Origin of the sequence: Citrobacter sp. NCU1 (genome assembly GCF_010231475.1) — a bacterium.
Taxonomy (GTDB): Bacteria; Pseudomonadota; Gammaproteobacteria; order Enterobacterales; family Enterobacteriaceae; genus Citrobacter_D.
Genome location: NZ_NRDO01000101.1, coordinates 1 through 12,470 on the forward strand (window position 1 = coordinate 1; position 12,470 = coordinate 12,470).

Below are 12,470 nucleotides of genomic sequence, written 5' to 3' on the forward strand. Positions count from 1 at the left end.
GGAACAATTTGAAAACCAGAATCTCGCTTAGGGTTGTGTCCACATTACGTGGGTAAGATCAAAATTGCTGATCTCGAACTTCAGGTAGAAGAAGCAAGGGCTTTGTCTGAGCGCGCAAAATCTCAGGCACAGTTAACTCGAAGCGGCCATGTCTATGTGATTTCTAATATTGGAGCGTTTGGAGAGAATGTCTATAAAATTGGTTTAACTAGACGACTTGAACCTGAAGATCGCGTTAATGAACTGGGATCTGCATCAGTGCCTTTTAAATTTGATATCCACGCTTTGATTTACTCCGATGATGCTCCAGCACTTGAAACTAGCTTGCACAATGAATTTTCTGCGCACCGGATAAACATGGTAAATAATCGCAAGGAATTCTTTAAAATTAATCTATCAGATATTGAGAGCAAAGTTAAATCACTTGGTTTTGATGCGTCATTTACTGAGTATGCACTTGCTCCTGAATATCGTAGTACGCTCTCTATTTTGAATGCAAAAGACAAAGCAAAATCAATTGCAAATGCAGTAGAGCATAAAGTTGAAGAGTTGTTCCCCGAAATGGCTTAAAGAAGTTTTAATTTCATATTAAAGGCTAGACAAACCCGCTTCGGCGAGTTTGTCTAGGTAGTTTATGTTATTATAGCGTTGATATAGTAATTCAGATTAAACATGAATTTTTCAGGATTCATCGATACAGCTGCTGCATCACTCTCACGTGATTGCTTCTTTTGAATGTAAGCATCCAGCTTAACCAAATCATTCGCTTATAAAGAATTTCCAGAGAACGGTTCAGGTATGATCTAAGGCTAATGTCCGCTTCTCGCTCACAGCAGCCTGTCAGATATTTCGCACTACCGACCGCGTTTCAGCATTCGAGCAACCTGCGATAAACAGAATCACCTCAACCTCCAGCCAGGACGAAAATGAATAATAACCCTACATTTACTGGTAGCTACGTGGAGGTCGTTCATCTATTCTGCTTGCATCAGTGAACAGGCAGGAGTCACTCTTTGTGGATAATCTCATACTACAGAAAACCGTCATTACCGTTATTCTTGTTCTGTGGGTAATAAATGAATTCAGGACAAAGAAAAAAAAGCAATCTGCCCCCGCCATTGAAGAAGCCGACGCCAGAGAACGTCATGAATGGCGATATATCAGATGGGGATGGCGGGCAATACAAATGGCTGCGACAGTGTATATCGTTGTTCAGCTGATTCAGTTTTTACTGAGATAGCCTGCCACAGGCTGATGCGACTGGACAGGATGACATGACTGCCCAGAATGACGGTAGTTCGCCGTGGCCATGATGGTTTGAGTGTCTCTTGAGTGTAATAAGCAGAAGTCGCTAAATCAGTCTATGTTAATCAACGGGGAGCAGGTCAGGCCAAAACTGCAAATGAGTATGTTGTCACTCGGGGACATAAGATCCATTTTGCTACGGTAGATATGGCGGTAGATGCCAAAACAATTAAAAGACAATGACTGGAATTAGCCCATAATTGTGCGGGAGTCGCAGCGGATGGCTTGCCACTTCATAAAGCAGTGGCTGCAATATAATCGACTATTGCAGCCACATCGCTGTTATCCGTGCTTAATCATCACATGACGCACCACGGTGTAATCTTCCAGCCCATACATTGACATATCCTTGCCGTACCCGGAGAGTTTCTGCCCGCCGTGAGGCATTTCGCTGACCAGCATAAAGTGGGTATTTACCCAGGTGCAACCATACTGCAGGCGGGCGCTGAGGCGATGGGCGCGGCCCACGTCCTGGGTCCAGACCGATGACGCCAGGCCATACTGGGAGTCGTTTGCCCACGCCAGCACCTGCTCTTCGTCGTCGAATTCCGTGACGCTGACCACCGGACCGAAGACCTCGCGCTGGATGATTTCATCCCCCTGCTTCGCCCCGGCCAGTAGGGTTGGCTGGAAGTAATAGCCTTTGCCGTCGGCTTTGTTACCACCGGTCACTACCCGAATGTGCGGCAGGGCTTTGGCGCGTTCCACCGCCTCGCTAACGCGTGTCAGATGGGCGGCGGAACTGACCGGGCCAAGCTCGGTGGTTTCATCGTCCGGGGCACCCATTTTCAGGCTGGCCACGGCGACACCCAGTTTTTCGACCAGAGAGTTATAGACCTCTTTTTGCGCATAGATCCGGCAGGCCGCCGTGCAGTCCTGCCCGGCATTGTAGAAGCCAAAGGTGCGCACACCCTCCACCACCGCATCGATATCCGCATCGTTAAAGACGATCACTGGCGCTTTTCCCCCCAGCTCCATATGAGTGCGCTTAATCGACGACGCGGTGTGCGCAATAATATGCTCGCCAGTAGCGATAGAGCCGGTCAGCGACACCATGCGCACTTTTTCATGGCCCGTCAGCGGGTCACCCACGGTTTTACCGCGCCCAAACAGCACGTTCACCACCCCGGCAGGGAAGATATCTTTCGCCAGTTCGGCCAGTTTCAGTGCCGTGAGTGGCGTGATTTCCGAAGGTTTGAGCACCACGCAGTTACCCGCCGCCAGCGCCGGGCCCAGCTTCCAGGCGGCCATCATCAACGGGTAGTTCCACGGAGCGATCGACGCCACTACGCCCACCGGATCGCGGCGGATCATTGAGGTGTGACCTTCCATGTACTCTCCTGCGGCAAGCCCGTTCAGACAACGGGTTGCACCGGCGAAAAAGCGGAACACATCGGCGATGGCCGGGATCTCATCGTTAAGCACGCAGTGCAGCGGTTTACCGCAGTTTTGCGATTCCAGTCGGGCAAAGGTTTCGGCATTCTGTTCAATCACTTCCGCCAGTTTCAGCAGGTGCTCAGCACGCACTTTTGGCGTCGTTTGCCCCCACTGCTGGAACGCGCGATCGGCAGCCTGTACAGCCGCATCGACCTGGGCAGGCGTGGCTTCGGCAATCTGTACCAGCACCTCGCCGGTTGCCGGGTTATAGACGGGCTGCAGTTCACCTTCGCCCGTCACCAGTTCGCCATTAATCAATAAGTTGTGTTGCATAGCCGACTCCATTGGTGATCGTTGTTATGTCTGAGTAAATTACAGAGATTGTTCCGCCTTCAGGCGGTTGGCATGTTCGATGGCATCGTTTTCCGGGGCGTTTGACCGCCCGAACGGCCGTGCCAGCGCCATGTACACCAGCCCTGACACCACCACTACCGCCAGCCCAACCAGCACCGTCCAGCGGTCGATAAAACTGCTGCTCTCGGCAGGTTGCGCCAGCAGCCAGATCCCACACAGGCCATAGGCCAGCGCCAGCACGTTAACCAGCATTCCCCAGCCGCCCACACTCCACTCCCCGGCAGGTTTCCAGCCTTTCAGGCGCTGGCGCAGGGCAGCCAGTACCACCATTTGGAAGGAAATGTAGATCCCGATAACCGCAAAGGCGGTGATGCGCGCCAGGTTATCCGGCTGGAAATAGACCCACACGCAGATGGTCACCGGTAGCAGGCAGCTGACGATCATCGCGTTGTCCGGCACGCTGTTTTTCGACAACTTCGACATCCAGGCGCTACCCGGCAGCATCTGGTCGCGGGAGAAAGAGAAAATCAGGCGACTTAACGCGGCCTGCAGCGACAGAATGCATGACAACATGGCAATCACCGCGATGATGATAAACACGATGGCGCCGGTTTCACCGAGGGCTTCGTTGAGAATCGCCGGGATCGGATCGGTGATTTTGCCGTTGACGATATTCATCAGATTGGGTGATGCCAGCAGGTAGCCGAGGATCGATACCATCGCCGAAAGCGCGCCAAACACGATGCTGAGGATCATCGCAATGGGGATTTTTTTGCTCGGGTTTTTCACCTCTTCCGCCACGTTGCCGCAGGCTTCAAAACCGAAGAACATGAACAGGCCGATCAGCGCCGCCGCCATAAACGCGGGCTGGTAGCTGCCGTCTTTCGCCAGTACGCCCATGGAGTCAAACACCACCGAAAACGGCTGCGCGCGGTGGAACAACAGGAGATAAATCCCCAGCGCAATGACGCTGACGATTTCACACCAGAAGCCAATACGGGCGACCCGGGCGAGGTTTTTGGTGCCGGACATGTTCACCGCCATCATCAACAGTAACAGCACCACCGAGGTGATCAGCATGTTACCTGCCGAGATCGCATAATCGAACAGCGAGCCGACGAAGGTGGCGGTGTATTCCGCCACCGAGGTGATGGTGACCACCAGCGCCCACAGGTAAATCCAGGCGGCGATCCACGCATATTTTTTGCCCCACAGGCGGCGCGCCCAGGGGTATAACCCGCCGGTAATCGGGTACTGGGAAGCCACTTCGCCAAACACCAGCGCCACCAGCAGTTGTCCGCAGGCCACAATAGGGATCCACCAGATCGCCGGTGGCCCCGCCAGCGTCACGGCCAGCGCAAACAGGGAATAGACAGCCGTCAGCGGCGAGAGGTAGGTAAATCCGAGTGAAAAGTTAGAGATGAGTCCGATGGAGCGGTTAAATTGCGGTTTATTATCGCTATGAATTGTTTCACTTTTCTTGCCAGAAGTCTGTTCCATACGCTTTTCTCTGTGTTGTTGATGTGTCGCAGGTAACACGGATCAAGGTATAGAGGAGCGCCAGAAGGCCGTACAGTCTCGCCGCTGCAATTTGTTAATATTTGTGTGGATATGTCACATATTTGTTACCGATTATCTGTTTTTTCCGTGAGAATGATCACGCTATCGCCTTTGCATCGATAGAAAACCGCGTTTTTGCTCCCTTTTCCCGTTCGTTTTTTACACCCACATCACAAAATTTAAACAATTTGAGCGATGTATGCCCATTTCTCAAAAATGTAGATATTTTTAATTTATGGCTGCGAAATACACAGCCCTGTCTCCTGAAGACTTTCTGAGAGGATTGATTCTGATGAATGCGCTTACTGCCGTAAAACAGCCTGACGGTGCGTTGTCCCGTACAATCACTGGTTTCAGTATCGCGCCATCCGTACAGTCTCCGCGTCTGCTGGAACTCACGTTCTCCGCAGAAGTCACGCAGCAATTCCTGCGGGAGGTAGAGCAGTGGCCCATGCAGGCGCTGGAATACAAATCCTTTCTGCGCTTCAAAATCGCGAAAATCCTCGACGACATGTGCGGCAACCAGCTCCAGCCGCTGCTGCTGAACACGCTGCTCAGCCGTGACGAAGGCGCCCTGCTGATCGACGCGGTGGGAATCGATAACGTCGCCCAGGCCGATGAGATGGTGAAGATTGCCACCGCCGTGGCGCACCTCATCGGGCGCTCCAATTACGACGCCATGAGCGGCCAGTATTACGCCCGCTTTGTGGTGAAAAACGTCGATAACTCAGACAGCTACCTGCGCCAGCCCCATCGCGTGCTGGAGCTGCACAACGACGGTACCTTCGTGGAGGAGGTGACCGACTACGTGCTGATGATGAAAATCGACGAGCAGAACATGCAGGGCGGCAACTCCCTGCTGCTGCACCTCGACGACTGGGAGGGGCTGGATCAGTTCTTCAGCCACCCGCTGACCCGCCAACCGCTGCGCTGGACCGCGCCGCCGAGTAAAAACGTCACCACGGATGTGTTCCACCCGGTGTTTGACGTCGATCAGCAGGGTCGGCCGGTGATGCGCTATATCGACCAGTTCGCCCAGCCGAAAGATTTTGCCGAGGGCGTCTGGCTCAGCGAACTGTCTGACGCGCTGGAAGGCAGCAAAAACATCCTTTCTATTCCAGTGCCCGTGGGGAAATTCCTGCTGATTAATAATCTGTTCTGGCTGCACGGCCGCGATCGCTTCACCCCACACCCAGAACTGCGCCGCGAACTGATGCGTCAGCGCGGCTATATCAGCGACGCCACCCAGCGCTACCAGTCGCATCAGTAAGGGTTCACCGGCAAAGGAATTGAGCGGATGTATGATTTTGTGATTATTGACTACGGCATTATCGGCAGGTCAACCGCCATGCCGTTGATTGAGGTCTACCCGGATGCCCGCATCGCCCGGCCTCCAGACCGGGCACAACAGCGGCGTGCCCCATGCCGGGGCCTATTACACCCAGCCTGACATTTATTCAATCAGGCCACTGTTATACCACTCAGCTAAAGATTACCAACTCCGCCATCAACCAGTAGCTCAGTACCGACGACGTATGAAGATTCATCAGAAGCCAGGAAAACGGCGGCCTTCGCTAATTCATAGGGTGTTCCTAAACGCCCGATGGGTACCAACGCCCGGATATTTTCCCTGAGCTTATCTTCGTCCACTCCGCCCCCCACTTTGTTCAATGCCGGTGTTTCCGTCGGTCCGGGGCTTAAACCATTTACACGGACCCCACGCGGGTGAAGTTCTGCAGAAAGTGTTCGCGCCAGGGAGAGAATTGCGGCTTTACTCGCCGCGTAAACACTACTTTGTGGAAAACCGATACGAGCGCTAACTGAGCCACACAAAATGACAGAGGATGGGTTAGAAAGCATTGGAAGTAATGCCTTGATCAGGAAAAATGGGCCTTTAAGATTTGTATTCATCAAAGCATCGTAAGACTGCTCATCCCAGGATTCCAGCGGCTTATGCGTAACATCACCTGCATTGATATATAAAATATCAAGTCTCGGCCATCGCTCCTGCAACGCTGCTGCCAGGTTAGCTTGTTGAGAGATATCACCTGCCTCAATTCGAAAAAGTACAACGTCCCTTAACTCTTTTTTTACCTCCAGCAGTTTTTGTTCGCTACGACCCGTAATGGCTACCTTTGCGCCTTCCGCCAGAAACTGACGTGCAGTCTCTAAACCAATACCGCTAGTACCCCCAGTAATCAGTGCGTATTTCCCCTCAAGTCTGCCCATTTTTCTACTCCACGTTTTATTCGTGGAGTGATTATTTATCCTTTAGTATCCTTTGGGAAGTAGGTACCATATAGATACTAAGGAACCCTATGGGATGCAATGACGTAAAACCGGAGGTCCAATGGCACAAAATATTTCAGATTTAGCAGAGAGTAATGCAGGATGCCCGATGGTCAGTTTTGTGAATCTGATAGCCGGTAAGTGGGCGATCCCAATCCTCTATCGTCTGATTGTCATAGGCGAACCGGTTCGTTTCAGTGAATTACAACGCGCAATCAAACCTATCACTCAGAAAGAACTGACTCGCCAGCTACGGCAGTTTGAAGCCCGTGGGTTGGTTAACAGAAATGTGTTTGCTGAAGTTCCACCGAGAGTGGAGTATCAAATAACCGAGCTGGGTAAATCACTGCGTCCGACACTGGATTCTCTTGCTGAGTGGATGACGGCCAACGCGGCATCAATGAATGGAATGGCGGTCAGAATGCCCGCTTCTCGTTCGTAGCTGCCCTGCTCTCACTGTGGACGGTTATGTATCAAAAGCTATATAAAAGGCGAAGGCAGGACTTTGCATGAATACCATTTGAAATGACAACCTCCAGAATCCGGGCTCGCCTATGGTCTGTAAGCAGTGCGGCGGCAACGTTAATAGTAGGCGGTTAAATTATCACTTTTGTTTCTCTGGTCTTATGTATTATTGCTGCGGTTCAATTATTAAGAATAAAAACAAAAGAACCCGAATAAACTCGTAAACAGCGTATCCATAATATTAACTATTGGTAAAATTAAAGTAACATCTCGTAAGATTGTGATTTTTTATTTCTCATAGACGAAGATTTACATATCATGATATAATATGTCGGAAAAATGCGCAGGTTAATAACCAGCCAGTAATGTAAATAAATTTTCGAGGAGATCATTCCAGTGGGACGTAAATGGGCCAATATCGTTGCTAAAAAAACGGCTAAAGACGGTGCAACGTCTAACGTATATGCAAAATTCGGTGTAGAAATCTATGCTGCTGCTAAACAAGGTGAACCAGATCCAGAATTAAACTCATCTTTAAAATTCGTTATTGAACGTGCGAAACAAGCTCAAGTTCCCAAACACGTTATTGATAAAGCGATTGATAAAGCCAAAGGTGGCGGAGATGAAACGTTCGTGCCCGGCCGTTATGAAGGCTTTGGACCAAGTGGTTCGATGATCATCGCTGAAACATTAACGTCAAATGTTAACCGTACGATTGCTAATATACGCTCAATTTTCAATAAAAAAGGCGGAAATATCGGTGCGGCTGGTGCTGTCAGCTATATGTTTGACAATACTGGAGTGATTGTATTTAAAGGAACAGATCCTGACCATATTTTTGAAATTTTGCTTGATGCTGAAGTTGAGGTTCGTGATGTAACCGAAGAAGAAGGAAACATCATTATTTATACTGAATCTACAGACCTACACAAAGGAATTGCCGCTCTCAAAGCAGCTGGAATTACTGAATTCTCAACAACAGAATTAGAAATGATTGCTCAATCAGAAATTGAACTTTCACCAGAAGATTTAGAAATCTTTGAAGGACTTGTTGATGCCCTTGAAGATGACGATGATGTTCAAAAAGTATATCATAACGTTGCAAACCTCTAATTATATATTAAAGAAATCTGTCATTATATGGCAGATTTTTTAATCTTATAACGCTGTTATAAAAAAACATACTCAGCCAAATAGATTGATTATAAAAAAAGGAATAGCTAACTCACTTAATGGAAGCTTTGTCAGCTGAAACAATGAGTCCGGGGGATACGGGTCTGTTGGTCAGTTAAAGCTATTCGCTATCAAAAGAAGGCTCACTCCGGTGAAGTTTTCATTTCCCGCGCAGACATGCAGCCCCCACCTTGTCCTGCTAAATGATATCGCGCGCCGCTACACGTCTTTGCTGGCTGAGCTGTTGGTAAAACAGCAGCTTCCTGAGACCTGGGTTAAAGCTGTTTGCATCACACTCGACTTCGACGTTATTGCTGACACAGCCCAACTCTATGACAGCCCAACACAGGGTGAACCTTTCAAACGCCTTGGTCAGAGAGTGGAAGATAATGGCCAGCGCCTTTTCTCTCTCATTTGTGACCGGTGCTGACCCCGTTCTGCTGCGAGAGAATTGTGGTCACTCCGTGAACTGTGGCCTTAGACCACGCAATCCTCAGAAAGATACCCTTGATTCAGTCACCCCCAATTGTCGCATTGTTGTTGGCAGAGCCGTGCCGGAAGCCAGCGTTAAAAACATCACCGCGTGTTAATGATTGGGGAGCCGCTCGGCGAACCAAAAACCTTAATATTTGCATGGAATAAAGCAGGTACTTTTACACGCTTAAGTCCAGTAAGTAGAGCCAATTCAACATTTATAAATAAGCAACTATTTTATAAAACTGACTATGCTTCTAAGAGCTTTCTGCAATATCAGTCGCTGGCGCTGCGGTTTATTACAGGTAATCAGAAAGCGATACATTCCGGGTCGATTTTTCCTTTTACGTCAGGAAATCCTTATGAAACTTCGCGTAATAACCTCTGCCATTTTACTGGCATTGCTGGTTTCTCAGCCAGCATCTGCTGCAGACGCCCCACTCTCACCGCTGATGAAACAACTTAATAACGGCAACTGGTTGCCAGAGCAGGAAGCGCAGTTATTAAGTGATGAACTCTATTATCAGGATGCAATTCAGGCTTACATTCAGTCGCTTCCTCTGCTTAATACCATCGGATTACGCGACGGTTCCGAAGCTGCATTTGGCAAAGGTTATAATGTTCTTCCCATCTGGAAAGAACGCATGGACAGCCGTGCTGTGGTACCCACGCCCAACGGTGATGTGATTTATTCCATGAGTTATCTCGACCTGAAAGAGACTGGCCCGCTCGTTGTGAAAGCACCGGCCAACGTCATAGGAATGTTTACGGACTTCTTTCAGAAAACCATTACGGATGTCGGTGCTATCGGTCCGGACCGTGCGCGTGGCGGTCTCTATCTGCTCTTGCCGCCGGATTATGAGGGACCGGTGCCACAGGGTTATTACGCTTTTAAATCCACCACCTATAACGTGTTCCTCTTCTTTAGAACCATTATGGGTAAAGGTGACGGTAAGCCTGATCCAACACCGGCGGTGAAAAATGCCGAAACCACCCGCGTTTATCCGCTGTGGGATGTCGAGAAAGACGTGAAACCGATGCAGTTCCCGGACGCCAGCGGTAAACGCGTCAATATGGTCTACCCCACCGACGCCAGCTACTGGCAAAAACTGAAAGCCTTTGTAGATTATGAGCCTTTAACGGCCATACCTGACGAAATCCGCAGCGCCCTGCTAAGCATCGGGATTGTGAAAGGTAAACCTTTCGCGCCAACGGCGAAGCAACAGGAATTACTGAACAAGGCAGTGGAAACCGCGCCGCGAATGATCCTGGCGCGCCGCCAGGTTGGACGCGACGATCAGCGCCAGCTCTACTATAAAGACAGACAGTGGGAAACCTCCTGGGCGGGCGCAACAGCCGAATGGATGCAGTACGGTACGCTGGATGCTAACCAGCGCGCGGCGTTCTTCCAGATTGCCTACTCCAGCGCAGCGGCCATGGTGATGCACACGACGGGGGCCGGGTCGAAATATCCGTTTGCCACGAAAGACAATACCGGCAAGTTCCTCGACGGCAGCAACACCTATAAATTGCATCTGCCGCCAAACCCACCAGCAGCGCTGTTCTGGGCCGTCACTGCCTATAACATCACTGATGGCACCATGCCGGAAACCGATCAACTGCTTCCTTCCACCAATGGTTATTACAACATTCCCAAAAACAGCGATGGCTCCATCGATCTGTGGTTTGGCCCGGACAAACCACAAGACGTGGCAGACAGCGCATTTATCAAAACAGTGCCCAACCGTAACTTCCTGGTGGCACTGCGTCTCTATGGCACGGAAGACGGTTTTTACGACCAGACCTGGACACCGGACGACCTGGTGCAAACGAATAAATAACAGTGAGGAACGAGATGAAAAAAAGGTACCTTGCGCTTTTTACTGCGCTGACGTTAAGTGCCGGTACATCTGCACAGACTGCTCCGCTGACGATTCCCCAGCCCGTTCAGTTTGACCAACTGACGCAGCCTTCTGCGGATGTCTCTATGCCAAAAGCCTATGTAAAAGCGATCGCGCAGCAGGCTTATATCTGGGGCTGGCCGATGGTGAATCAGTTCAATCGCCGTGAGACGATCACCAAAGCGCCTTATCCGGCACTGAATGGTGGGATGGTGCCGGTGGCGCCCATGGGACAGCTCAGTATGCTGACAGATTACATCAAGCCCGAAGAGACATTCGTGACCTGCCCAAACCAGGACGTCGCCTACGGGCTGGGCTTTTTTGAACTGGATAAAGAGCCGATTGTTGTGCAGGTGCCTGATTTTGGTGAGCGATTCTGGGTATATGCCATCTACGACGCCCGGACGAATCAAATTGGCAACGTGGGTAAACCTTATGGCACGAAACCCGGTTTTTATCTGTTAGTCGGGCCGGGCTGGAAAGGCGAAACGCCAACAGGATTTAACGGTGTTATCCAGTCATCCACTGAGATGGCGAACGTGATCCCTCGCGTTCAGATGGATGATACGCCGGAAGACAGAGCGGCGATTCAGGCACCGATAAAAGAAATAATGACCTATCCATTAAGTCAATTCGACGGAAAAATGAAATCCTTCGAATACGCAAAAATCCCGGCAATCGGCGACAAACCCGATGCCAGCGCCGGTGAAACGAAATGGGTGATTCCTGAGAAATTCTTTGACCAATTCGCCAATGTGCTCGATAAAGTTCCGCCGCTCCCTGGTGAAGAAGCAATGTATGCGCAGTATCGTCACCTGGTTACAGCCGGAAAGAAAAACCCGGAAATTCGTAAATGGATGGATGAAGCCGCCCTCGAGACAGATAAAACGGTCATTGCCGATTTCTTTATGTGGAAGAATAACGGTGTACCTGCCGGTAACGGCTGGAACCGTTCGAAAAACAATGCTGAATTCGGGGTGGATTACTACAACCGGACCGGCACATCCAAATCAAACATGTTCGATAATAAACCGAACGAAACCCAGTATTTCTATACGGATAACGATGCAACGGGGAACCCGCTTTCTGGTGAACGCGACTACACCGTCACTTTCCCGAAAGGTGAACTTCCGCCGGTGAAAGGCTTTTGGTCATTAACGCTCTATAACAGTAAACATCTTTTCAGTCCCAACGAAATGAACCGCTACTCGCTGGGCACAAAGAACAAAAATCTGACCTATAACGATGACGGTTCACTGACTTTATATGTCAGTAAAACCCGGCCAACTGAGGATAAAATTAACAACTGGCTTCCTGCTCCTGACGGCACATTCTCGCTTTATATTCGGGCCTACTGGGGGGAACAACCAATTCTTGATGGTACCTGGCAACCACCCAAAATTGAAACGATGAAGTAACACAAGGATGTTGTGCCATGTCTGCGGCGTGGCACAACATCCTCAACGCATTTGCAACTGGCACACATGCTGGAGAGTCGATTGACGCGGACACCAATCCCCCAGAGATTGCGAATGCCCCTATTTTGCTTATCGCCGACAGAAATCAACCTTC

General features: G+C 50.1%; 9 protein-coding genes and 2 pseudogenes. 8 read left to right on the top strand and 3 right to left on the bottom strand.

Annotated elements, in window-relative coordinates:
- Positions 1-60 precede the first annotated feature (60 nt).
- Together CJP72_RS24095 and CJP72_RS26145 are read left to right on the top strand one after the other, a co-directional pair.
- Positions 61-570 (top strand): annotated as a pseudogene (locus tag CJP72_RS24095) (GIY-YIG nuclease family protein); the annotation flags it as partial.
- Between the two features lie 445 nt (positions 571-1,015).
- Positions 1,016-1,240, top strand: a complete 225-nt coding sequence (locus CJP72_RS26145) for a hypothetical protein (RefSeq protein WP_342212345.1) — start codon at positions 1,016-1,018, stop codon at positions 1,238-1,240.
- A 347-nt stretch (positions 1,241-1,587) separates the two neighbouring features.
- On the opposite strand, the gene patD is transcribed toward CJP72_RS26145, so the two are convergent.
- Together patD and CJP72_RS24105 are read right to left on the bottom strand one after the other, a co-directional pair.
- Positions 1,588-3,015 carry an aminobutyraldehyde dehydrogenase gene (patD, locus tag CJP72_RS24100; protein ID WP_162383772.1) on the bottom strand — a complete coding sequence of 476 codons (1,428 nt, stop codon included), beginning with the start codon at positions 3,013-3,015 and terminating at the stop codon, positions 1,588-1,590.
- Positions 3,016-3,054: 39 nt separating this feature from the next.
- On the bottom strand, positions 3,055-4,536 hold the full coding sequence (locus tag CJP72_RS24105) for an APC family permease (RefSeq protein WP_162383773.1): 1,482 nt from the start codon (positions 4,534-4,536) through the stop codon (positions 3,055-3,057).
- A 352-nt stretch (positions 4,537-4,888) separates the two neighbouring features.
- Between CJP72_RS24105 and glaH the strand changes: the two genes are divergently transcribed.
- A complete protein-coding gene (gene glaH, locus CJP72_RS24110) occupies positions 4,889-5,866 on the top strand; it encodes a glutarate dioxygenase GlaH (protein ID WP_162383774.1) in 978 nt (325 codons plus the stop codon).
- 27 nt (positions 5,867-5,893) lie between these two features.
- Positions 5,894-6,038: pseudogene (locus tag CJP72_RS24115) on the top strand (L-2-hydroxyglutarate oxidase); the annotation flags it as partial.
- A 43-nt stretch (positions 6,039-6,081) separates the two neighbouring features.
- Here the strand turns inward: CJP72_RS24115 and CJP72_RS24120 are convergent.
- Positions 6,082-6,825: an SDR family oxidoreductase gene (locus CJP72_RS24120; protein WP_162383775.1), complete on the bottom strand. Its 744-nt coding sequence runs from the start codon at positions 6,823-6,825 to the stop codon at positions 6,082-6,084.
- A 121-nt stretch (positions 6,826-6,946) separates the two neighbouring features.
- Between CJP72_RS24120 and CJP72_RS24125 the strand changes: the two genes are divergently transcribed.
- The 4 genes from CJP72_RS24125 to CJP72_RS24140 all read left to right on the top strand — a co-directional run bounded on the left by CJP72_RS24125 (position 6,947) and on the right by CJP72_RS24140 (position 12,316).
- Entirely contained in the window at positions 6,947-7,327 is a 381-nt protein-coding gene (locus CJP72_RS24125; RefSeq protein WP_238340162.1) for a winged helix-turn-helix transcriptional regulator, read from the top strand.
- A 419-nt stretch (positions 7,328-7,746) separates the two neighbouring features.
- Positions 7,747-8,463, top strand: a complete 717-nt coding sequence (locus CJP72_RS24130; RefSeq protein WP_162383776.1) for a YebC/PmpR family DNA-binding transcriptional regulator — start codon at positions 7,747-7,749, stop codon at positions 8,461-8,463.
- An 896-nt stretch (positions 8,464-9,359) separates the two neighbouring features.
- A complete protein-coding gene (locus CJP72_RS24135; RefSeq protein WP_162383777.1) occupies positions 9,360-10,838 on the top strand; it encodes a DUF1254 domain-containing protein in 1,479 nt (492 codons plus the stop codon).
- Between the two features lie 14 nt (positions 10,839-10,852).
- Positions 10,853-12,316: a DUF1254 domain-containing protein gene (locus tag CJP72_RS24140; RefSeq protein WP_162383778.1), complete on the top strand. Its 1,464-nt coding sequence runs from the start codon at positions 10,853-10,855 to the stop codon at positions 12,314-12,316.
- Positions 12,317-12,470 lie beyond the last annotated feature (154 nt).

What these genes read in the sequence shown, in the direction of transcription:
- CJP72_RS24140 (WP_162383778.1), top strand. Translation starts at nt 10,853, where the DNA reads ATGAAAAAAAGGTACCTTGCGCTTTTTACTGCGCTGACGTTAAGTGCC.
- CJP72_RS24125 (WP_238340162.1), top strand. Translation starts at nt 6,947, where the DNA reads ATGGCACAAAATATTTCAGATTTAGCAGAGAGTAATGCAGGATGCCCG.
- glaH (WP_162383774.1), top strand. Translation starts at nt 4,889, where the DNA reads ATGAATGCGCTTACTGCCGTAAAACAGCCTGACGGTGCGTTGTCCCGT.
- CJP72_RS24105 (WP_162383773.1), bottom strand. Translation starts at nt 4,536, where the DNA reads ATGGAACAGACTTCTGGCAAGAAAAGTGAAACAATTCATAGCGATAAT.
- CJP72_RS24135 (WP_162383777.1), top strand. Translation starts at nt 9,360, where the DNA reads ATGAAACTTCGCGTAATAACCTCTGCCATTTTACTGGCATTGCTGGTT.
- patD (WP_162383772.1), bottom strand. Translation starts at nt 3,015, where the DNA reads ATGCAACACAACTTATTGATTAATGGCGAACTGGTGACGGGCGAAGGT.
- CJP72_RS24120 (WP_162383775.1), bottom strand. Translation starts at nt 6,825, where the DNA reads ATGGGCAGACTTGAGGGGAAATACGCACTGATTACTGGGGGTACTAGC.